This is a genomic window from Microbacterium sp. STRO-1N (assembly GCF_057748015.1).
The window spans coordinates 3,387,176-3,408,550 of record NZ_CM173234.1; the positions used below are offsets into that span (position 1 = coordinate 3,387,176).

The 21,375-nt window shown below is 69.1% G+C and carries 17 protein-coding genes; 8 read left to right on the forward strand and 9 right to left on the reverse strand.

Annotated elements, in window-relative coordinates; translation table 11 throughout:
* Nucleotides 1–215: 215 nt before the first annotated feature.
* Nucleotides 216–1,958 (reverse strand): ABC transporter ATP-binding protein, encoded by a 1,743-nt coding sequence (locus AC3ANJ_RS16455; RefSeq protein WP_488317229.1) that lies wholly within the window; start codon nt 1,956–1,958, stop codon nt 216–218.
* Nucleotides 1,955–3,529 carry an ABC transporter transmembrane domain-containing protein gene (locus AC3ANJ_RS16460; RefSeq protein ID WP_488317230.1) on the reverse strand — a complete coding sequence of 525 codons (1,575 nt, stop codon included), beginning with the start codon at nt 3,527–3,529 and terminating at the stop codon, nt 1,955–1,957. The genes AC3ANJ_RS16455 and AC3ANJ_RS16460 overlap by 4 nt, the downstream gene beginning before the upstream one ends.
* A 53-nt stretch (nt 3,530–3,582) precedes the next feature.
* Here AC3ANJ_RS16460 and AC3ANJ_RS16465 point away from each other — a divergent pair, with 53 nt between their 5' ends.
* The 7 genes from AC3ANJ_RS16465 to AC3ANJ_RS16495 all read left to right on the forward strand — a co-directional run bounded on the left by AC3ANJ_RS16465 (nt 3,583) and on the right by AC3ANJ_RS16495 (nt 9,912).
* A complete protein-coding gene (locus AC3ANJ_RS16465; RefSeq protein WP_488317231.1) occupies nt 3,583–4,374 on the forward strand; it encodes a helix-turn-helix domain-containing protein in 792 nt (263 codons plus the stop codon).
* A 106-nt stretch (nt 4,375–4,480) separates the two neighbouring features.
* Complete coding sequence (locus AC3ANJ_RS16470) at nt 4,481–5,446, forward strand: ABC transporter substrate-binding protein (protein WP_488317232.1); 966 nt, start codon at nt 4,481–4,483, stop codon at nt 5,444–5,446.
* Nucleotides 5,443–6,333 (forward strand): siderophore-interacting protein, encoded by an 891-nt coding sequence (locus tag AC3ANJ_RS16475; protein ID WP_406248795.1) that lies wholly within the window; start codon nt 5,443–5,445, stop codon nt 6,331–6,333. The genes AC3ANJ_RS16470 and AC3ANJ_RS16475 overlap by 4 nt, the downstream gene beginning before the upstream one ends.
* A 10-nt stretch (nt 6,334–6,343) precedes the next feature.
* Nucleotides 6,344–7,372 carry an iron chelate uptake ABC transporter family permease subunit gene (locus tag AC3ANJ_RS16480; RefSeq protein WP_488317233.1) on the forward strand — a complete coding sequence of 343 codons (1,029 nt, stop codon included), beginning with the start codon at nt 6,344–6,346 and terminating at the stop codon, nt 7,370–7,372.
* The gene (locus tag AC3ANJ_RS16485; protein ID WP_488317234.1) at nt 7,369–8,457 is read left to right on the forward strand and encodes a FecCD family ABC transporter permease; all 1,089 of its coding nucleotides are present in this window, start codon (nt 7,369–7,371) and stop codon (nt 8,455–8,457) included. The genes AC3ANJ_RS16480 and AC3ANJ_RS16485 overlap by 4 nt, the downstream gene beginning before the upstream one ends.
* On the forward strand, nt 8,454–9,245 hold the full coding sequence (locus tag AC3ANJ_RS16490; protein ID WP_488317235.1) for an ABC transporter ATP-binding protein: 792 nt from the start codon (nt 8,454–8,456) through the stop codon (nt 9,243–9,245). Before AC3ANJ_RS16485 ends, AC3ANJ_RS16490 begins: the two co-directional genes overlap by 4 nt.
* Before the next feature lie 88 nt (nt 9,246–9,333).
* Nucleotides 9,334–9,912, forward strand: coding sequence for an antibiotic biosynthesis monooxygenase (locus AC3ANJ_RS16495; protein WP_488317236.1), 579 nt, complete (start codon nt 9,334–9,336; stop codon nt 9,910–9,912).
* Nucleotide 9,913: 1 nt separating this feature from the next.
* Here the strand turns inward: AC3ANJ_RS16495 and AC3ANJ_RS16500 are convergent, their stop codons facing one another.
* Nucleotides 9,914–10,825, reverse strand: coding sequence for a LysR family transcriptional regulator (locus AC3ANJ_RS16500; protein WP_488317237.1), 912 nt, complete (start codon nt 10,823–10,825; stop codon nt 9,914–9,916).
* Between the two features lie 102 nt (nt 10,826–10,927).
* Between AC3ANJ_RS16500 and AC3ANJ_RS16505 the strand changes: the two genes are divergently transcribed.
* Nucleotides 10,928–11,593: a type 1 glutamine amidotransferase domain-containing protein gene (locus AC3ANJ_RS16505; protein ID WP_488317238.1), complete on the forward strand. Its 666-nt coding sequence runs from the start codon at nt 10,928–10,930 to the stop codon at nt 11,591–11,593.
* A 63-nt stretch (nt 11,594–11,656) separates the two neighbouring features.
* Here AC3ANJ_RS16505 and AC3ANJ_RS16510 read toward each other — a convergent pair whose 3' ends face one another.
* The 6 genes from AC3ANJ_RS16510 to AC3ANJ_RS16535 are packed head-to-tail and all read right to left on the reverse strand — an operon-like array spanning nt 11,657 to nt 21,369.
* Complete coding sequence (locus tag AC3ANJ_RS16510; protein WP_488317239.1) at nt 11,657–13,111, reverse strand: hypothetical protein; 1,455 nt, start codon at nt 13,109–13,111, stop codon at nt 11,657–11,659.
* Nucleotides 13,112–13,145: 34 nt separating this feature from the next.
* Nucleotides 13,146–16,040, reverse strand: a complete 2,895-nt coding sequence (locus AC3ANJ_RS16515) for a glycosyl hydrolase (protein WP_488317240.1) — start codon at nt 16,038–16,040, stop codon at nt 13,146–13,148.
* Between the two features lie 16 nt (nt 16,041–16,056).
* On the reverse strand, nt 16,057–17,022 hold the full coding sequence (locus AC3ANJ_RS16520; protein WP_488317241.1) for a glycoside hydrolase family 113: 966 nt from the start codon (nt 17,020–17,022) through the stop codon (nt 16,057–16,059).
* Nucleotides 17,019–19,478, reverse strand: coding sequence for a glycoside hydrolase family 2 protein (locus AC3ANJ_RS16525; RefSeq protein ID WP_488317242.1), 2,460 nt, complete (start codon nt 19,476–19,478; stop codon nt 17,019–17,021). The genes AC3ANJ_RS16520 and AC3ANJ_RS16525 overlap by 4 nt, the downstream gene beginning before the upstream one ends.
* Nucleotides 19,475–20,380 (reverse strand): carbohydrate ABC transporter permease, encoded by a 906-nt coding sequence (locus AC3ANJ_RS16530; RefSeq protein WP_488317243.1) that lies wholly within the window; start codon nt 20,378–20,380, stop codon nt 19,475–19,477. Before AC3ANJ_RS16530 ends, AC3ANJ_RS16525 begins: the two co-directional genes overlap by 4 nt.
* Nucleotides 20,377–21,369 (reverse strand): carbohydrate ABC transporter permease, encoded by a 993-nt coding sequence (locus AC3ANJ_RS16535; RefSeq protein WP_488317244.1) that lies wholly within the window; start codon nt 21,367–21,369, stop codon nt 20,377–20,379. Before AC3ANJ_RS16535 ends, AC3ANJ_RS16530 begins: the two co-directional genes overlap by 4 nt.
* Between the last annotated feature and the right edge of the window lie 6 nt (nt 21,370–21,375).

Genomic DNA, 21,375 nt, shown 5'->3' on the forward strand with positions numbered 1-21,375 from the left:
TCCAGTCGTGTGAAGCGAAATTCGGCCCGCGTTCACCTGCCGGACACCTCAGGCGATTACAACTGCTCTTGCGCGGAAGAATCAGACCGGAACGGGTAGTCAGGAACTTTCCGCGCCGCGGTGAGCCGATCGCTCCCGCTCGCGGTTCCCAAACCGCGTGAGACCCCCGCCGAATCGGGTCGGCGGGGGTCTCCCTTCCCGAGGGCTCCGCGCGATCACCGCGCGAGATCGTCCTGACGTGCCTCTCCGTGTCCGCTCGCGCGCCACAGTCGGGCGTAGCCGCCGTCCGCGCTCAGCAACTCGTCGTGCGACCCCATCTCGACGATGCGGCCGGCATCCATCACGACCACCCGGTCGGCCATGCTCGCCTGCTCGAGGCGGTGTGCGATCGTGATCGTGGTCCGCCCGCGTGCGAGGCGCAACGCCGCGCGATCGAGGACGTCGCCGTCGGCGCTGCCCGCCTCCGAGGCCGCCTCGTCCATGACCAGCACGTGCGGATCACGCAGCCGGACCCGCGCCAGGGCGAGTTGCTGGCGCTGGACATCGGTGAGGTCGACGCCACCGGCGCCGATGACCGTCTGGACACCGGCATCCAGCCTCGCCACCCACCGTTCCGCCCCGGCGTCGGCGAGGGCGTCGGTCAACTGGGCGTCCGTCGCATCCGGACGAACGAGACGCAGATCGTCGGCCAGGGGACCCGAGAAGACGTGGCTCTCCTGCGCGACCAGCACGACGCGCGGCTCGTTCGCCCCCTCGAAGCGCACACGACCGGATGCCGCGGCGAGCCGCCCGCACACGATCGCCGCCAGGGTCGATTTCCCTGCCCCGCTCGCGCCGACGATCGCGACGTGCTCGCCGGGGCCGACGTCCAGATGGATGTCCTCGAGCACCGCGGCGTCGCCGTAGGAGAAGCCGACGCCCTCGATCCGGACACCGATCATGGCATCCTCCCGCGCATCCGGCACCTCGCGCTCGCTCTCGACGGGCTCGTCCAGCACGCCGACCAGTCGCGACAGGCTCGCCGAGGCGCGCTGCAGATCGTCGAATCCGGCGAGCACCGTGCCGAGCGGACCGAACAGGTTCAAGAACATCAGTGCGGCCGCCGTCGCCGCGCCGATCGTCGTCGCGCCGGACTGCATGAGGAGGAAACCGGCGACGAGCACGGCGGCGAGACCGACGAACTCCGCCATGTTGAGCCGCCCCCAGAAGCGCACTCCCAGTCGAGCGGCGCGGATGCTGAGGTCGGCGGCGCGACGCGCGGACTCGTCGACGCGCGCCTCGACCCCGGCCGTGCTGCCGAAGGCTGACAGCGTGGCATGCGCATCGATGCCCTCCAGCATCCGCTGCGATCGCTCGCCCGCAGCCTCCCTGGATGCACGGTACACCGGCATCGAGCGACGCAGATGGTGCCGCAGGGCGACCAGTTGGACAGGAACCGCGAGGCACGCCGCCAGCGTCAGCCGGGGATCGATCGCGGCCAGTCCCACCGCTGCGGCGGCGATCGAGAACGCCGCCCCGGCGGCCGTCGGGACCACCGAGGAGACCGTGTCCCCGACGACGGCGACATCCCCCGAGACCCGTGAGACCAGCTCCCCCCGACCGGCGGCCTCGACGCGGCGCTCCGGCATCCGCAGGATGTGGGTCATCAGCCGGTCTCTCAGCCTCGCCAGCATCCGTTCGCCGACGCCGGCGACGGCGATCCACGATCCGGTCGCGAGCACCGCCTGGACGAAGACGGTCGCGAGCAGCACGATCAGCAGCAGTCGCACCAGCGCGCCGTCCCCATCGGTGACGGCATCGATCGCGCCGCCGAGGATCAACGGGGTCGCGATGCCGGCGGCTGCCGCGAGGGCGAGAACCGTCACGGCGACCGCGAGACCCGTCGCGTGCTGGCGCACCAGACCAGCGAGGACCCTGCGTGTGCGCCGAGGATCAGCGGTGCGAAGAGGAATCGTCATGCGCGCACCTCCTGCGTCCGACCGATCCTCACGACGCGGTCGCACACGGCCAGCAGGGTCGGACTGTGCGTGAGCAGGATCGTCGTCCGCCCGCGCCGGTGACGCCGGATGCCATCGGCGACCGTCGCCTCTGTGACGGCATCGACCGCCGTCGTGGGATCGCGCAGCACGAGCACGCTCGGCTGCGCTGCGAGTGCGCGCGCGAGTGCGACGCGCTGCCGCTGACCGCCGGAGAGGAGCATGCCCCGTTCGCCGACCTGGCGGCCCCAGCCCTCCCCTGCGAGCACGTCGCCGAGCGCTGCGGCGATCGCGAGGTCGTCACGATCGGACGCGCCGACGTTCTCGGCCACCGTTCCGGTGAGCAGGACGGCCTGGTGCGGTGCGGAGACGACGCGCGCGTCCCCCGGCAGCGGAGGACGCACGAGCGGTTCGCCATCGATCAGGATCACCCCCCGCTCCGCGGGGATCGATCCGGCGAAGAGCTCGCTCAGCGCGATCGCGTCGCCCTCCTCCACCTCGATGCCGACCAGTTCTCCGGCGGCGATGAGCACGGTCACCGACCCACCCGAGGGCAGTCGGACGCCGTCGATCAGCACGTCCCCGCGCGGCGCCTTCACCGGAGCACCGAGCGAATCCGTCTCCCCTCCGGACAGCTTCTCGATCCGTCGCCGTGATGCGCGGGCCTTAGCGAGTTCGGGCCCCACGAAGGCGAGCGAGGCGACCGGCCATTGCAGGAACTGCGCGAGTCCGACCACCGTCACCAGCTGGCCGACCGTGATCGCGCCGTCGAGCGCGAACTGGGAGGACAGTCCCGCGAGGACGACGAGGAAGAGCCCGGAGAGCAAGGTCGTGACTCCGGAGAACATCCCCTCGGCCCTGGCGGCGCGCAGGGCCGCGGACAGGGTCGTCGTGTTCGCGGCGCGGAAGCGGCGTGCAGCCTCGTCTTCCGCGTTCAGCCCCTTGACCGTGCGCAGGCCCGAGAGCAGGTCCGAGGCGAGGGCGGAGGAGTCGGCGAGCGCCGCCTGCTCCGCCGCCGTGCGTCGCTCGAGCGGGCCGGTGATGAAGTGGACGGCGACGACGAGCACCGGGGTCACGATCAGCACGGCGAGGCCCAGTGGCACGGACACGAGCAGAAGCCCGGTCGCCGCCACCGCGATCGCGACGGCGAACGAGATCGCGCGACCGAGGGTCCAGGCGACCGACGAAGCCTCGCCGACGTCGCTGGTCAGCGTCGAGAGCGTGTCGCCCCCGCGTCGCCGCGCCTGGCCGATCGGATCGAGCACACGGGCCAGCAGGTTCCGACGCGTCGTGTAGTCCATCTCGGTGTACAGCGCCACGGCGGCGAGCTCCCCGGTGCGCCAGGCGAGCATCAGCACGAGGAACACCACGAGCAGGATGCCGATGCCGATCGCGAGTCCCCTCGGATCGGATCCGGCGATCGCGATGTCGATGACGACACCGACCGTGATGGGCACGGCCGCTTCGCAGGCCTGGTGGAGCGAGAAGCCTGTGGATGCGCGGATCAGCAGACCGCGACGGCCGCGGATCCAGGGCGATACGGAGGAGGGCACGTCGTGATAGCTTAGGTTCGCCTAACTATGACTGCAAGACGATAGGCAGACAGATGATGTCGCAGAGCGGACAAGACCTCGACGCGCAGCCCCGCTGGCGGATCGGCACGAACGCGTTCGCTCTCGCGGACACCGTGGAGTGGGAACCGCACGCGCATCCGGACCATCACGAGCTGCTCTGGGGCACCCGCGGCGCACTCACCGCCGAGACCGACCACGGATACTTCGCGATTCCCGGCACTCTCGGCCTGTGGATCCCGGCGGGGGTCACCCATCGCGTGATCGCCGCGGCGGGGACGACGTTCCGATGCACCTACGTAGACAGTGATGTGAACGCCGTCGGCACGACGACGACGGCCGTCGCCATGCCCGAAGTGGTCCGCGTGCTGCTCGATCGACTGGAGGCGTCGCCGTACCTCGCCCGGACGCCGCGGCTGCACGCCGAGGAGCTGGCGCTGAATCTGCTGGAACCCGTCGAGTCCGCCACCGTCGATCTTCCCCTGCCGCTCGATCCGCGCACGCGTCAGGTGGCCGAGGGACTGCTGTCCGACCCCGCGGACGACCGGTCGATCGAGGACTGGGGTCGCCACGTCGGCGCCAGCGGGCGCAATCTCTCGAGACTGTTCGTCATCGAGACCGGGATGAGCTTCTCGACCTGGCGGACTCGCGCACGCATGCGCAAGGCCATCGAGTGGCTCGCGGCCGACCACACCGTCGCCAGCGTCAGCCGGCGATCCGGGTACGCGACGCCCAGCGCGTTCGTTCAGGCGTTCCGACGCGAACTCGGCCGTACGCCGGGGGAGTTCGCCTCGGCGCGGCACGATTCCGGCCGGAAGTCGGCCTGAGCACGACACGGTCTGTCCGCTGTGCGACACCCGCTCGAATCATAATAGGTTAGCCAAGCCTTATCTGGGCTGCCGGCACTCCCGAACCCCTCCTGGAAGACGATCCATGCGCTCCACACCCCTGTCCTTCGTCGCGCTTGCGGCGACGGCACTGCTCCTCACCTCCTGTGCCTCCGCAAGCTCGGACGCCTCCTCCACGGCATCCGAGAAGATCGAGCTGACGACGCCGGCCGGAACAGACGTCGAGATCCCGGCCAAGCCGACGGCCGCCCTCGGCTTCTACACGACGGACGTGGATCTGCTCATCACGCTCGGCTACGAGCTCGCCGGATCCCAGCCGATCCGCGACGACTTCACCGCGTTCCCCGACTTCTTCCCGCAGGAGGAACTCGCCGGTCTCGACACGTTCGGCAACTACCCGGAGTTCAACCTCGAGGCCGTCCTCGAAGCCGAGCCAGACTTCATCCTCAACGGCCTCGGCTACGAGAAGGACCTCGACGCGCAACTGCAGAAGATCGCCCCGACCTACACCTACAACGCCTTCGACGGCGGCGACTGGCGCGACGTCGCGGGGCAGATGGCGACCGACCTCGGTCGCGAGGATCAGTGGCAGGCCTGGCTCGACCAGTACGAGGCTCGCGTCTCGGACATCCGCGAGCGCCTGGATGCCGCGGACATCCATCCCGTCGTCGCCGACGTCGGCTACTTCGAGGGTCAGGTGACCACGTCCTGCTACGGCGTGCCGTGCCTGGTGTTCGCCGACCTCGGCCTGGAGATGTCGCCGCTCATGAACGCGACCGAAGAGGGACTGCCGGCCAGCGACGATTACGCCGAGCTCAGTCCGGAACAGGTCGGACAGCTCGAAGGGATCGACGTGGTCTTCACGGGTGCCGAGGAGGACGGCACGCTCTGGGTGGAGGACGACGAGGCGCTGTCGCAGAACGAACTGTGGCAGAACCTGCCCTTCGTGAAGAGCGGCGAGTACTACCCGTACAACTACGAGATGCTCTACGGATCGCCCAGCGGCCAGGACGCGTTCCTGACCATCGTCGAGGAGGCGCTGCTCGGATGAGCGTCAATCTCGTGCACCGCATCGTCGCCCAGCGCGTCGAACGCCTGAGCCCCGGCATGGTCCGCATCGTCTTCGGTGGAGAGGGATTGGACGGCTTCGTCTCGACCGGCGTCGGCGACGAGTACTTCCGGGTCTTCTTCCCGAAGGACGACCAGGCCGAGCCGAACCTCCCGTTCCCGACGGAGGACGGCTACTGGGACTTCCCCGAAGGGGTCGAGCAGGCCCCGATGCGCACCTACACCGTGCGCGAATGGGATGCCGCAGCGCAGGAGCTCACGATCGACTTCGTCGTGCACGACGGCGGCGTCGCCGCAGCGTGGGCGCTTCGTGCGCAGCCGGGGGACGTCGTCGGCGTGAACACCCCGAAAGGGCTGTACGCCCCCGAGGACGGCATCGAATGGCAGCTGCTGATCGCAGACGCCACCGGTCTTCCGGCCGCGGCACGGCTCGCCGAGACGGCCCCGACCGGCGTCCGCACCCGTGTCGTCCTGGAGGTCGCTTCGGCCGACGACGAACTGGACATCGCGGTCGCCGACGGCGTCGAACTGCACTGGGTCCACGGCGGCAACGGCCACGGCCCGACCCGCATCGAGGAGATCCTGCGCGCATCCGATCTGCCGGACGGGCCGGGGTACGTCTGGGTGGCCGGCGAGACGAAGGCCACCCGCGGCGTGCGCAGGCACCTGCGCCACGAGTTGAAGCTCCCCTCGACCGCCTACAAGGTGATCGGCTACTGGACCGCGAACGCCGAGGAGTGGCGCGAGAAGTACAACAGTCTCGACGAGGTCACCCTCGGTCGCCTGACGGCGATGTGGGACGACCGGACCCGCTCCGAGGAGGAGATCGAGGACGAGTACGAAGCCGAGCTGGAGAAGCTCGGCCTGTGATCGTCGCCGCATGAGCGCCGTCGTCGCCGAGGAGTCCACGCCCCGGGTCTCGGTCACGCGCCGGGCCCTGGTCGTGGTCGTCCTGGCCGCCGCCCTCGTACTCGTTTGCGTCGCCAGCCTCGTGTTCGGCTCGCAACGACTGTCGCCGGCCGAGGTGTGGATCGGCCTCAGCTCCGGCGCCGGCGACCCCGGTGCGATCGTGCGCGGGATGAGGGTCCCTCGTACGATCATCGGCATCGCCGTGGGTGCCGCCCTCGGCATCGCCGGCGCGCTCATCCAGGGGTTCATCCGCAACCCGCTGGCCGACCCCGGCATCCTCGGTGTCAACGCCGGGGCGAGCCTCGGTGTGGCCGTGGGCGTCGCCTTCTTCGGGTTGCAGGCCGCGAGCGGATACATCTGGTTCTCGTTCGCAGGTGCGATTCTGGCGACTGTGCTCGTCTACCTCATCGGCACCGCCGGACGCAGCGCCCCGGATCCTATGCGGATGACGCTGTCCGGAGTCGCCCTCGGCGCCGTGATGGGCGGTGTCGTCGCGGCGGTCGGACTGCTCGATCCGAAGGCCTTCGACTCGATGCGCACATGGAACGCGGGCTCACTCACCTCGCTGACCTCCGACGTGTATGCGGTGCTGCCGTTTCTCGCCATCGGGATCATCCTGGCGTTCTGTCTCGCTCCGGCGCTGAACGCGCTCGCACTCGGCGACGACCTGGCGACGGCGCTCGGGTCGCGCGTCGTCCTGACACGCGTGCTGTCCATCGTGGCGGTCACCCTGCTCTGCGGTGCGGCGACCGCCGCCGCAGGGCCCATCGCGTTCGTCGGACTCATGGTGCCGCACGCGGTGCGCTGGTTCGTCGGCCCCCATCAGGGATGGATCCTTCTGGGCACCCTCTTCGCCGCGCCTCTCCTGCTGCTCACCGCGGACGTCGTCGGCCGCCTGGTGATGCCCACCGGTGAGCTCCCCGTCTCGATCGTGACGGCCGTGATCGGGGCGCCCGTCCTGATCGCGCTCGTCCGACGACGCAAGGCGAGCGGACTGTGACGGCGCCGGTGGACGACGCAGCACGCACCGATGCCGACGTTCGGTCTGTGACGGCCGGCCGCCGCGTCGTCACGCTGCAGACCGCCCTCTTCTCGCGTCGCATCGGCGTGCGGGCATCGGTGGTCGCCATCGCCACCCTCGCGGTGGCCCTCATCGTCGGACTCGTCGCGCTCGGCGTCGGCGAGTCGTCGTTCTCGATCTCGGAGGTGATCTCGACTCTGCTCGGCTTCGGCGACTCCCGAGCCGAGCTCGTGATCCTCGACTGGCGGATGCCGCGGGTGGCCGCCGGGATCCTGTTCGGCATCGCACTCGGCATCGGCGGAGCGATCTTCCAATCGCTCACCCGCAACCCTCTCGGCAGCCCGGACGTGATCGGCTTCGACGCGGGGGCGTACACCGGTGCGCTGCTCGTGATCACCACGATCGGAGTCAGCACGGCGACCACGGCCCTGGCCGCGATCGTCGGCGGCATGGCGACCGCGCTCGTCGTCTACCTGCTCGCCTTCCAGCGGGGCTTCCACGGATTCCGGCTCATCATCGTCGGCATCGGCGTCGCCTCGATGCTGGGTTCGCTGAACTCGTGGATCATCCTCAATTCGGATCTCAACATCGCGCTGCTGGCGAGCGCATGGGGTGCGGGGTCGCTCAACCTCATCACCGCAGAGCAGGTCGGCATCGCCGCCTGCTTCATCGTGCCGCTCGCGGTGGTGGCAGCAGCCCTCGCAGACCGGATGCACATGCTCGAGCTCGGCGACGACGCCTCGGCGGCGCTCGGCATCCGCACCGGCCCCGTGCGGATCGCACTCATCGTCGTCGGGGTCGGCCTGACCGCCGTCGTCACAGCGATGGCCGGACCGATCGCATTCATCGCGCTGGCCGCTCCGCAGATCGCCCGCCGGCTCACCGGATCGGCGAGCGTGACGCTGACGGGATCGGCCGCGGTGGGCGCCCTGCTGCTCGTCTCGAGCGACCTGCTCGCCCAACGGCTGTTCGCACCGACGCAGCTCCCCGTCGGCATCATCACCGTCTGCCTCGGCGGCATCTACCTGATCTGGCTCCTCATCCACGAAGCGAGAAGACGTTGACCACCACCCTGACCACCCCTGCGCGCCTGTCCGCGCACGATGCGACGATCGGCTACGACGGCCGCGTCGTCTCCGAGCATCTCGACGTCGAGATCCCCACGGGCTCCTTCACGGTGATCGTCGGTCCCAATGCGTGCGGCAAATCCACCCTGCTGCGCGCGCTGGCACGCCTGATCCGGCCGACCGCCGGCGAGATCCTGCTCGACGGCGACGCGATCGCGAAGCTGCCTACCAAGCAGATCGCCCGGACGCTCGGCATGCTGCCGCAGACATCCATCGCCCCCGACGGCATCCGGGTGTCCGATCTGGTCGCCCGCGGACGCCACCCGCATCAGACGATCCTGCGGCAGTGGTCGCGAGAGGACCAGTCCGCCGTGGCGGCTGCCTTGGCCGCGACCGGGACGACCGAGCTCGCCGGTCGGCTCGTGGACGAACTGTCCGGTGGGCAGCGCCAGCGCGTCTGGGTGGCGATGCTGCTCGCTCAGGATGCGCCGACCATGCTGCTGGATGAGCCGACCACGTTCCTCGACATCGCGCACCAGTACGACCTGCTTCGACTGTTCCACCGCCTGCATGCCGAAGGACGCACGGTGGTAGCGGTGCTGCACGATCTGAATCAGGCCGCGCGCTTCGCCGATCACATCATCATGATGCGCGACGGGCAGATCGTCGCGCACGGGGCACCCGCCGATGTCGTCACGGCCGAGCGCGTCGAGGAGGTCTTCGGCCTGGCGTGCTCGGTGATCCCCGACCCGCACACCGGCACTCCGCTGGTCGTGCCGCGCTGATCCAGCTCAACCCCGGCAACGTCACGGAAACAACCTCGGCCTACACTCGTATGCGCCACAAGCATCCGATTCTCTCCGAGGGCCACCCATGTCCAGCGAACCCATCACCGTCTCCATCCGCCGCGAAGTCGATCCGGCGCACATCTCCGAAGCGACCGCCTGGGTGCAGACCGGGGTGAATCTCGCGAACAAGCATCCGGGTTTCCTCGGGTCGGGCTGGATCCGCGCCGGCGAGAGCTCGCACGTCTGGTACATGCTCTACCGGTTCGCGAACGCCGAGACTCTGGAGGCCTGGGAGAGCTCTGCCGAACGCGCCGAATGGCACTCGACGGGCCAGGGTCTCGTCCTCAGCGAACGCGCCAAGCGCCGCACCGGGATCGAGGGCTGGTTCGACGAGCCGGCCACCGGATCGGTCCCGCTTCCCGCCGACGCGCAGCCCGACTCATCGGCCCCTGCCCCGGCGCGGTGGAAGCAGGCGGTCACGATCTGGCTCGGCTTCTTCCCCGTGAACCTGCTCTTCACCTACCTGGTCGTACCGGTCCCCGGCTTCGGGGACCTGCCGATCTGGCTGCGGGTGCTCGTGACCACCCTCGTGCTGACGCCCGTCATGACCTACTGGGTGCTGCCCTGGGTGACGCGGACCCTGCGGGGCTGGCTGGCGCGCTGAGTCAGTCCCAGCCGGCGACCGCCTGACGCAGCGCATCCTCGACGATCCGGGATGCGTCAGCAGGCGCGCCGGGCCGCCGGACGAGGAACAGCGTGTTGATGGGCGGATCATCGGTCGCCACCAGCATCCGGAGCCTGCCGTCGTCCAGTTCGGAGCGGATGAGGTAGGTCGGCAGTACCGTGACGCCGGCGCCGGCGACCGCTGCGGCCGCAAGCGCACGCAGATCCGGAGCGATGAGCGCGGGCTCCCGGTCCAGCCGCATGCCGAACACGTGACGCCAGTAGCGACGCAGGATCGGCACATCCTGCGCGTACGCGAGCAGCGGATACGCACGCAGAGCGTCTGGGCCGCGCTCTGCCACCTCCGCCGGGTCGAGGTCCAGACGGGGCGATGCCACCAGCGCGAACTCCTCGTCGACCAGACCGACCGCAGGAAGGCTTCGCCCGCGGGGTCGGACGGAAGAGATCACGACGTCGAGACGCCCGGCTCTGGCATCGTCGAGCAGGTCGTCGGCGAGCCCGGTCGTGACGTGCACCCGCAGTCCGCCGGCGACGGCCCGCGCCAGCGCTGGCATGACCACGGATGCTGTGAACTCCGCGGCTCCTCCGATTCGGATGCGGTGCTCGACGGTACTCGTCGCTTCACCGCCGAGCACCTCGGCGAGCCGGTCGAACGGCTCCGTGAGTCGAGCCGCCAGCCGGTCCGCCCGTGCCGTGGGGAGCATCCCCCGCGCCGTGCGGACGAACAGCGCCTCGCCTTCGAGGCGCTCCAGCGTCTGCAGGTGCCCTGTCACGGTCGGCTGGGCGATCCCGAGCACCCGGGCGGCAGCCGATACCGATCCGGAACGGTGCACAGCGAGGAAGCTGCGCCACAGGGGCAGGCCGTCCAAGCCATCGGAAATCTGATCTTTCATATCGAGAATGTATCGGAATCACTCGCTGGAAGCCGTCGTTGGACCGAGTATCGCCAGCCCGCGGCATCCGCCGCTCGAACCACCTCGAATCAAGGAGTACGCATGTCGACCATCCTCTTCGTCGTCACCGGCGCCCGCACGTGGACGCTCACGGACGGCACCGAGCACCCGACCGGCTATTGGGCGGAGGAGCTTCTCACGCCGCACCGACTGCTCACCGACGCGGGCCACGACGTCGTCTTCGCCACCCCGAACGGTGTCGCTCCCGTCGCCGACCCTGGCAGCCTGCGGGACGGGGATGCCGCGGCCATCGCCGCGATCTCCGGTCTCGACGCTCCCCTCGTGCTCGCCGAGGTGGATGCCGGCGAGTATGCGGCGGTGTACTACCCCGGCGGTCACGGGCCGATGCAGGACCTCGCCGACGACGACGCATCCGGTGCGCTGATCGCCGCCACGATCGACGCCGGTCTCCCGCTGGCCGCGGTCTGCCATGGTCTCGCGGCGCTGCTCGCGGCACGCATCGCCGACGGAACTCCGCTCGTCGCCGGTCGGCGCATCACCGCCTTCACCGACGAGGAGGAGCGCCTGGGAGGACTCGCCGACCGGGCGCCGTTCCTGCTGGAATCAGCGCTGCGCGCGCAGGGTGCGGCGGTGGAGACCGCAGCGCCGTGGAGCGATCACGTCGTCATCGACGGCGGACTCATCACAGGGCAGAACCCGCAGTCGTCCGCGTCGACCGCCCTCGCTCTGCTGAACGCGCTCGGCTGACGGCGCTCGGCTGAGACGTGTCGGGGGCGGATGCCGTGGCATCCGCCCCTCGTCGCATCCGGGTCACTCCCACACGACGGCAGGCGTCTCCGCGGCGAAGTCGACCGTGGGAGAGTTCAGGTAACCGCCGAACCACACCTCGAACTCGGCGCGGGTGCCGCCCTGGTCGCCCTGAAGGGTCATCTCGACGTCGACCGAGTCGTACGTCGTGACGATCGAGCCGGAGGAGACCTCCGCGGTCAGGGTGTCGAGCGTCGACTGGCCCTCGGCGGTGATCGTACGCGTGACGGTTCCGTCGACCGGCGTGGCGCCGTCGAGGTCGATGTCGGTGAGGTCCAGACCACACGGCGTCGTGAGCGTCTTCATCGCAACGCACTCCTCGACCGAAGCGCGCACCAGGGAACGGAACTGCGCGGTGCCCTCCTCGGTGAGCACCGGACGCAGGTCCCACAGCACCTCGGCATCCGCATCGGAGGCGACCACGAACGTCGTCGTGTCGCCCTCGATCGTGAATTCCTCGACGCCGACCGCGAGCTCGTAGGTGCCGGGGAAGACGTACGCCGTCTCGGGGGCTTCGGCCCCGTTCACCGTGAGACCGAGACCCTCGAAGCCATAGAAACCCGACAGCGCGATCAGACCGTCAGCGATCTGCCACTCGTCATCGGCGCCGTAGTTGTAGACCTGGAAGTCGCGAGAGACCTCCTGGCCCCCGATCGTGAACGTGACGGGAACGCGGGTCTCGTAGTCGTCGCTCTCTTCGACCTCGGTCACCTCGATGTCGTCGATCGCGCCCAGCTCGAGAGACGCCGCGAGGACGTCGTCCGTCAGCAGCGTGTCCTCCCCGTAGGGATCGACGTACTCGAGCGCCGCTTCGGCATCGCCGTCGGCCAACGCCGTCAGGTAGCTCTCCACGACATCGGATGCCGTGATCGCCGGCCCGCGCAGCATCGCGGGAACGATGATGGCTGCGGCGATGATGAGGACGACCGCGGCCGCACCGCCGATGATGCCGAACAGCGCCCCCTTGGACAGGGGCTTCTTCGGGGCGGGAGCCGCGCCGGGATAGCCGCCGTACGGTGGCACGCCGCCGGGCGCGTTCGGGTCGTAGCCCGGCGCGTTCGGGTCGTATCCGGGAGCCGGGTAAGCAGCGGCCGGGTACGCCTGGTCGGGCACGCCCGGATACGGCTGGCCCGGCAACGCACCGGGAGCCGCGGCATACGCGTCGCCCTGATACGGCTGGGCGGGGGCGGCCGCGTACTGCTCCCCGGCATACGGTGGGCCGGGGTACGTCTGAGCAGCCGGATCCGGCTGGGAACCCGGCACCACGAAATCGGGCTGCACCTGGTCGGATGCCGGGGCAGCCTCGGGTGGCAGCGGCTCGGGTTGCGTCGGCTCGGCCGCAGCGGATGAGGTCACCGGCTGAAAGACATGGCTTCCGGCGCCCGCCACCGCCGCGTCGGACGATTCCGGCACAGGCGGAGGGGTGGGCTGCGGCGGGTTCTCCGGTGTCTCGTTCACGAGATCATCGTAGAACCTCGCCCTCGTCCGCCGCTCACCTCACCGCGATCTCCTCCAGCTCGTGGTGCCCTTCGTTCACGAACACGTTGACACCGCGCACATCACCCAGCAGCGCCTGGCATTCGGCGTTCAGGGTCGTGAGATCGATCGCGACAGTGCCCGGATTCTGCGCCCAACCGGCCTGGCCCGTCTCGCACCACGTCCAATCGGGTCCGAGCTGCAGCGCGGCCTTGGTGTCGAATCCGGTCGTCGCGCGCGCCTCGACCAACAGCTCGGTGCGGCCGGAGAGGTCGAGTCCGCCGGTCCAGCTCACCCAGTTGCCACCGACGCCGGCATCGACCACGAGTGCGCCGTCCGCCGCCGACGATGCGCCCCCGTTCGTCTCCCAGGAGGCGATCGCCCATCCCTGCGCGCTGTCCTCGAAGTCAGCCACGACGAGCGCCTCGTGTGCGACACGGTATGCGTCGGCCCGGTGCAGCCAACGGGCGATCTCCGCGCGGGACATCCGGCCGTCCGCACCGAACTTCCGCTCCGAGTCGACATCGACGATGCCCTCCTCCACGGCCCACGAGACCGCGTCGGCCGACTCCGTCGGAACATCCTCATAGGGGTGCTCGACTGTCGGGTCGGGCGACCCGGCGAGGCGCCACAGCGCCTCGATGACCGCCAGGCGCCGGGCGGATGCCGGAGCCTCGAGCGCGGAGTCGTACGCGGCGAAGACCGCCTGCGCCTCGGCATCCTTCACGGATTTCGTCGGGTGGAATCGGCCCTTGCGATCGCCCAGATCGAAGACCTCGTCGTGCAACCAGGCGATCGCCGCGTAGTCGGCATGGTCGCGGGGCACATCGGCGTAGACCGGCGGGATCGGCTCCCCGGGCACAGCGCGCAGCGAGTCGACCACGATCGACCCGGATGCGGCGCCGCCATCGACCGCATTGACGTAGATGTTGAACTGCGTCACCTGAGCTGCGAGTTCCGGGGTCAGGAGTTTGCCCGCGTTCGCGGTGTCCCAGGGCGCCGGTCGCCAATCGGCGAACGGGATGGAGATGGCAGCCGGATCGTCCGATGCGAGGGACGGATACGCCTCGAACGCGACACCGCCGGCGACCAGCTGCAGCACGAGCTTGTTGTTCGAGGCATCCGGATCCAGCCACAGCTCGAATGCACCGAGGTCCGACCAGTCGGCCGTCACCTGCTTGCCGATGCCGGTGTACGCCTGCGTGGCGAAGTCGTAGTCGAACCGCAGAGCACCGACGCCGTCACCCACTGACGCCCGCTCGAGCGAGATCGTGTTCGCGCCGTACTGGACGAACTCGCTGCGCAGGGACTCGTCGTCGCCGTAGCCGTCGAAGTCATCGACCACGCCATGCGCGAGCTGCGGCCGCGCTCCGGCGATGATCGACGACGTCTGCGTGGCGATCTCGGCGCCGTCGGCGCGCACGTGCACGGTGAGCGTACGAGTGGAGTTGTCGAGCAGCTCGGCCGGCAGCGCCAGCTCGCCGGTCCACCACAGCGATCCGTCGGCGGGGGCCGCGAGATCGACCGCGACCTCGGTGCCGTCGACCGTCACCGAGACGGCATCGGCGGCGTGACCCTGCACGGACGCCCGCAGCGTCACCGGGCTCGTCGCGACCCGCGCGCCGGGGGCGGGGCTCGCCAGATGCACGGTCGCCGCCTCGTCCACCGGGGTCGTCGTGGTATCGAAGACGCCGGTGAGATCGGCGGCGAACAGCGTGAACGGGTCGTCGTGATACGCCTGGAAGTCCGGCAGCATTTCGCCGTCCGTCGGCGTGTACGGCGTCGTGGTCCCTCCGAAGTTCGCCCACGTCAGCATGTACGCCGAGCGGGAGGCATCCGGATCCGCCTCGATCGCGGCCAGCACGTCGGTGTACCAGTTCGGGTTCTGGTTCTGCCCGTCCGGCTGCACGCCGTTCGTGATGCCGAACTCGGTGAAAGCGCTGATCTTGCCTCGGGCGTCGGCGAGGCGGGCGATCATGCCCAGGTCCTCGACGAGTCCCGTCAGGAACGACGACGATGCCGCCGGGTTGTACGTGTCGTAGCCGAGCACGTCGATGAAGTCGTCACCGGGATACGTGCGCAGGTACAGCGACTCGTCGCCGCCGAAACCGCCGCCGGGCGAGAACGCATAGAGCAGGTTGTGCACATCCTTGACGTCGCGCAGGTACTCCACGGTGTAGCGGAACAGTTCGGCGTACTCGCCCGGCGATCCGAAGGCCGCACCCCACCAGAACCAGGAGCCCGCGTTCTCGTGCCACGGCCGGAAGACGATCGGGATCGCGTCGCCGTCGGCATCCACTGCACTCTCTGCAGCGAGCGCGATCAGATCGAGGTACGCGGTGAGTTCGGCGTTCTTCGCGCCGCCGGGCAGCACGGCGCGCAGCGCGTCGCCGGAGGTGTCGTAGAAATCCCCGCCCGTGACGAAGTTCTCGATGTGCGCGCTCAGCGTCGAGATGCCGCCGAGATCGTGCGCCTCACGGATCGACTGCGCGAGCGTCAGCGCGTTCTGCTCGCGAGTCGCCTCCGGCACGCCCGGGCGCTCGCGCCCCTCGACGATCAGCGTGTCGAATCCGAACACGGCCGGATAATCGCCGGTCGCCGCCTTCACATCGCTGGAGACGCCGTCGCGGGTCTCGAACGTCTCGCCGTAGTCGGTCGTGTGCTGATGGCCGAACAGCAGCCCCTCGCCACGGATGTCGCGCAGATACGCGAACAGGCTGCGGGTCGCCGCCGTGGCCTCGTCGTCGACGAGGTCGACGACCGACGGGTCGGCTTCGACGGCCTGGTCCACCAGCGCGGATGCCGGGAGGGCGGATGCCGGGAGGGCGGATGCCGGGAGGGCGGATGCCGGGGCGATCAGCGCCCCGGCAAGAACGGCCGCGCCGAGCGCGGCGATGGTGCGATTCCTCATTGAATCTCCTTGTTCGTCAGCTTCGGTGCTGAAGGTACTTCTCCCGCAGGAACTCTCCGGCCGGCTTGCCGTAGGGGCAGTAGTCGTCATTCGCCGCGGCATCCGCCTCGGAGTACAGTGCCGGCGGCCAGTCCCACAGCATGAATCCGCGCATCCACGGCCGCGCGTCGCACGCGGCGAACATGGCGTGGTAGTAGCGCAGCTGCTCTTCGCCCGACGGCTCGCCAGCCAGGCTCCAGTCGTTGGGCTTGTCGGGAGAACCGGTGCGCGACGGGCATCCGGCCTCCATGAAGAAGAACGGTTTGCCGGACGCCTCGACGACCTTCTCGATGCGGTCGAGCTCGGCATCCCACCGGTCGATCGGGTAGTAGCCGCTGGACGTGATCACGTCGACGGCATCCCACCAGGTGACGTGATCCTCCTGGTACTTGTCGCAGTTGTAGGTGACGATGCCGCTGTACACCTCGCGGACCGCCGCGATCAGGGTGCGCCACTCGTCTTCGCGTGCGTCGGCGCGCACCATCTCGCAGCCGATGCAGAGCATCTCGCAGCCCTCGGTCGCGGCGATCCGGGCGGCGTGCAGGATGAACTCGGTGTACGACGCGAACCAGTCACCCCAGCTCGGCTCGCCGGGGACGTCCCAGTCGAAGAACCCGATGTAGGCGCGCCAGGTGCCGTCGGACACGTTCACGACGGGCTTCAGGCACACCTTCAGCCCGTGCGCCTTGGCCTGCCGGATAGCACCGACGATCTCGTCCTGGGTGACCGTCGGAGCCTGATCCCACGGCATCTCGGTCGACTGCGCGGTGGCCTGCTCGACCGCGTAGGCGAGGGCGGTCCAGGTGACGCCGTGGTCGACCATCGCTGCCATCGAATCGGATGCCGCGTCCGCCGCCCAGGTGCCGCGGATGCCCGTCCAGCCCCACGTCATGCCTGCGACGTATCCGAGGTCGGGACGTTTCGACTCGCTGCGCTCGCTCAACGAACGACCTCGGCGACCAGCTCGTTCGCGGTGCGCAGGACCCGAGGCGACGCGAGGGCTGCCGCATCGATCGGGACGACGTGCCGCACGAGCAGCGTCGCGGTCTCCCCCGGCAGCAGCGTGATGAGGCCGTCCTCGGTGTACGCGTCGGGGTGCACCTTGTCCGGCAGCAGCGACAGATCGCGTACGACGCTGTTCGCCGTCACGCGCACTTCGGTGCCGCCGTCGACCGCGACCGTCTCGACCGTGACGTGGGCAGCCGGAAGCCGCGAATCCCGCGGCTCGGCGAAGTACCAGAACCCGCGCGCTTCCCCGGTGCTGGCCACGAGCAGCTCGCCCGCGGCATCCCGCGCCGTCGCCACGTCCGGTGCGATCGTGACGGTCGCGGTCCCCCGAGCGGATGCCGTGACCGGCACCGTCTGCTCGGCGAGCACCGTGCCGTCGAAGCGCACGCGGCGCACGAGGAGGTCGCCGGTCCAGTCGGCGCCGGTGTCGTTCCCGAGCACGACGCAGAGCCCTGCTTCACGCGGCTGGATCGTCACGACCCGCGGCGCGAACGCGTTCTTCAGCGCGTGCCACAGCGGCTTCAGCCGCTCGTCGCCGTCGATCGCCGCCCACGATGTCACCGGCCAGCAGTCGTTGAGCTGCCAGACCACGGCACCGGAGTTGTGCGGTGCGAGCGAGCGGAAGTGCTCGAGCGCGAACCGCACGGCGGTCGCCTGGTTGAGCTGCATCGCCCAGTGCCAGGTGTCGGTATCGGTCGGCACGCGGAAGTGCGGCAGCAGACCGCGGGTGAGCTTGACGTTGCCCTCCATCGCCTTCTGGTGCACGATCATGCCCGGCGATTCGGGGGTCAGCGGCTCGTCCGAGATCGAGCGGGTCATGGTCGACCACGCCGGCGGACCCTGCCAGCCGAACTCCGCGACGAAGCGCGGCTCGTGGTCGCGGTAGGTGAGGTAGTCCTGCCGGTTCCACTGCTCCCAGAGGTGCATGGTGCCGTGCGGCTCGGCATTGGGATGCTGTCCGCCGGGGCTGAACGGGCTGCCTGGGCTGTACGGCACGTGAGCGGCGAGCTCGCCGACCAGCTGCGGGAACAGCTCGTAGTAGTAGTACGCACCCCACGTCTTGCCGTCGAGCTCCTGCTTCCAGCCCCAGTCCTCGTAGCCCCAGATGTTCTCGTTGTTGCCGGTGAGCAGCACGAGCGACGGGTGGGAGGAGAGGCGGACGATCTGCTCGCGCGCCTCGGCCTCGACCTCGCTGCGGATCGGCTCCTCTTCCGGGTAGGCCGCGCAGGCGAACAGGAAGTCCTGCCAGGTCAGCAGACCCAGCTCGTCGCACAGCTCGTAGAAGTCCTCGGATTCGTACATCCCGCCGCCCCACACCCGCACGAGGTTCAGGTTCGCCGCAGCGGCCTGGCGGAGGCGGCGCTCGTAGCGCGCGCGATCGACGCGCGTGAACAGGGCGTCGTCGGGAATCCAGTTCACTCCCTTGACGTAGATCGGCTGGTCGTTCACGACGAGCGTGAACGGCGTGCCTTCGGCATCCGTCTCCGTGTTCCAGCGCACGGAACGGAAGCCGACCCGGCGTTCGCTCTCGTCGCGCACGCCCTCGGCATCCGATAGGGCGAAGGATGCCGTGTACAGCGCCTGCTCGCCGTAGCCGATCGGCCACCAGAGGTCGGCGTCGGGTGCGTCGATCGTGATGTCGGCGCTGTCGCCGGTGATATCCACCGTCGAGGTGCGGCCGGCAACAGTGACGTCGAGGTTCAGAGGTGCGGTGTCCGCGGCATCCGCTCGCTCGACGAGCACGCGGGCGGTGAGGCGTCCGCCTTGCTCTGCGCGATCGGCGGCGACGCGCACCTCGGAGATCCGGGCGACCGACCACGACTCGAGGCGCACGGGCCGCCAGATGCCGCTCGTCGCGGTCGCGATGCCCCAGTCCCAGCCGAAGCTGCAGGCGGACTTACGGATCGCCTCGAACGGCGTCGGATAGGCGCGCGGCCGGGGCGCGAGCTCCTGGCTCAGCGCGTTCGCGTACCGGACGGGCGAGCGGAAGGCGATCTCGAGCCTGTTGGTGCCCTCGATCAGCTGGGAGCGCACGTCGACGCGGTACGAGCGATGCTGGTTGGCCGCGCTGAGCACGTCGTGTCCGTTCAGGCGGACCGTCGCCACCGTGTCGAGGCCGTCGAAGACGAGATCGTGCCGCGCGTGCTCGCCCGAAGACCACTCGAACGTCGTCTCGTAGGTCCAGTCCACCAGTCCGATCCAGGCGAGCAGCGACTCGTTGTCGTCGAGGTACGGATCCGGGATCAGCCCCGCCGACAGCAGGTCGGTGTGCACGACGCCGGGGACGACTGCGGGGATGATCCGCCCGTCGATGGATTCGGGTGCGGGGCCGTGCGCAGCGCGGACGGCCCAGCCGGAGTGCAGGTCGGTGCGAACGGGGGTGAGTGTCACTTGACGGCTCCTGAGGTGAGGCCCTTGTAGATCCAGCGCTGAAGCAAGAGGAAGGCGATGAGGGTGGGGATGATGACGAGCACGGTACCAGCGGCGATGACCTCCCACTGCGCGCCGAACGGTCCCTTGAACCGGAACAGCGATGTGGAGATCAGACCCTCGGAAGGGAGGTAGAGGAAGGGCGTGTAGAACTCGTTGTACACCGCGATGCCCTTGATGATGACGACCGTCGCGATCGCGGGCTTCAGCAGCGGCAGGATGATCCGCCAGTAGATCGTCCAGCGGTTCGCTCCGTCGATCATGGCCGCTTCGTCGAGCGACACGGGAATCGACTGCATGAACTGGATGAAGAGGTAGATCGCGATGATGTCGGTGCCCATGAAGAGCAGGATCAGCGCCGCCTTGGTGTCGTAGAGGCCGAGGCCGTTGATGAGCTGGAACGTCGCGACCTGGCTCGTCACGCTGGGGATCAGCGTGGCCACGAGGAACAGGGCGAACACGAGCTTCTTGCCGCGGAACTCGAATCGGTCGAGCGCGTAGGCGGCCATGGTGCCCAGCAGGATCGTGCCGACCAGCGAGACGACCAGCACGATCGTGGTATTCACGAAGCCCTCGAGCATCTTGCCGCTCGTGAAGGCCGTGACGAAGTTCTCGAAGTTCAGCCAGTTCGCCGGTGGATCGAAGGGGCCGCTCTGCGCATACTCCGGGGCGGTCTTCATGCTCGCGAACAGCAGCACCGACAGGGGAAGGAGTGTGACGATCGCGGCGATCACCAGGCTGGTGTACTTCGCCGTGGTGGCGCTGCCGCTCTTGAGTCGATCGAAGAACGAACGACCGCGGATCGTCCTCGGCGGGGTGGTGCTCACCGGCATGGTGCGCTGGGGCTCGGTTGTGGTGGTCATGTCAGGTCGACCTTCTCGTCGGGGAACACCTTGCGCTGGATCCAGGTGACGACCAGGACGATCGCCAACAGCACCACCGCCATCGCGGAGGCGAGTCCGACGTTGCGGAACGTGAAGGCGGTCTGCAGGGTCTGGATCACGAAGGTGGCGGAGCCGTTCGCACCACCGGTCATGATGAACGGGATCTCGAAGACGGCGAGGCTGCCGGAGATCGCGAGGATGAACGACAGTCCGATCACCCGTCGGATGCCGGGGAAGATGATGGCCCAGAACTGCTGCCACCTGCTGGCACCATCGAGGTCGGCCGCTTCGTACAGGTCGTGCGGGATGGACTGGATGGCGCCGAGGAAGAGCACGAAGTTCATGCCCGTGTAGCGCCACACCGAGGTGCCTGAGAGCGACCAGTTGACGATGTCCGGGTCGCCGAGCCACTGCGGAGGATCGACCATGCCGAACCAGCCGAGCACGGTGTCGAGCGTCCCGCCCGGTTGGAACAGATAGAGGAAGACGAAGCCGATCGCGACGCCGTTGATCAGGTAGGGGAAGAACAGGATGCCGCGGAACAGGCTCGAGAACCGCGTCGAGAAGCTCAGGATCGTGGCGAAGTACAGCGCGATCGCCATCTGTGCGAAGGACGCCGCGAAGTAGTAGAGGCTGACGCCGAACACCGAGAAGATGCGCGGATCGGTGAACACCTCGACGTAGTTGTCCAGCCCGATGAAGTTCTTCTCGAGGTCGATGCCGTCCCAGTCCGTGACGCTGAAGTAGAAAAGGTTCAGCGCCGGCCAGTAGGTGAACAGCAGGAGGAGACCGACCGCCCCGGCGAGGAAGAACCAGGGGGTGAGCTTCTGGAGCGGATTCTTGCCCGCGGCCCCGCCGCGGGTCGGGTCGGTGCGACGGCGCACTCCGCCGAACCGACCCTTCCGTGTGACGGTGGAGAGGGCGGCAGTGCTGTCGGCGGGTGCCGCGCCCGGTGTTGCGATGGCCATGTCTCT

What these genes read in the sequence shown, in the direction of transcription:
- AC3ANJ_RS16455 (WP_488317229.1), bottom strand. Translation starts at nt 1,958, where the DNA reads ATGACGATTCCTCTTCGCACCGCTGATCCTCGGCGCACACGCAGGGTC.
- AC3ANJ_RS16465 (WP_488317231.1), top strand. Translation starts at nt 3,583, where the DNA reads ATGATGTCGCAGAGCGGACAAGACCTCGACGCGCAGCCCCGCTGGCGG.
- AC3ANJ_RS16470 (WP_488317232.1), top strand. Translation starts at nt 4,481, where the DNA reads ATGCGCTCCACACCCCTGTCCTTCGTCGCGCTTGCGGCGACGGCACTG.
- AC3ANJ_RS16475 (WP_406248795.1), top strand. Translation starts at nt 5,443, where the DNA reads ATGAGCGTCAATCTCGTGCACCGCATCGTCGCCCAGCGCGTCGAACGC.
- AC3ANJ_RS16480 (WP_488317233.1), top strand. Translation starts at nt 6,344, where the DNA reads ATGAGCGCCGTCGTCGCCGAGGAGTCCACGCCCCGGGTCTCGGTCACG.
- AC3ANJ_RS16495 (WP_488317236.1), top strand. Translation starts at nt 9,334, where the DNA reads ATGTCCAGCGAACCCATCACCGTCTCCATCCGCCGCGAAGTCGATCCG.
- AC3ANJ_RS16500 (WP_488317237.1), bottom strand. Translation starts at nt 10,825, where the DNA reads ATGAAAGATCAGATTTCCGATGGCTTGGACGGCCTGCCCCTGTGGCGC.
- AC3ANJ_RS16505 (WP_488317238.1), top strand. Translation starts at nt 10,928, where the DNA reads ATGTCGACCATCCTCTTCGTCGTCACCGGCGCCCGCACGTGGACGCTC.
- AC3ANJ_RS16515 (WP_488317240.1), bottom strand. Translation starts at nt 16,040, where the DNA reads ATGAGGAATCGCACCATCGCCGCGCTCGGCGCGGCCGTTCTTGCCGGG.
- AC3ANJ_RS16530 (WP_488317243.1), bottom strand. Translation starts at nt 20,380, where the DNA reads ATGACCACCACAACCGAGCCCCAGCGCACCATGCCGGTGAGCACCACC.
- AC3ANJ_RS16535 (WP_488317244.1), bottom strand. Translation starts at nt 21,369, where the DNA reads ATGGCCATCGCAACACCGGGCGCGGCACCCGCCGACAGCACTGCCGCC.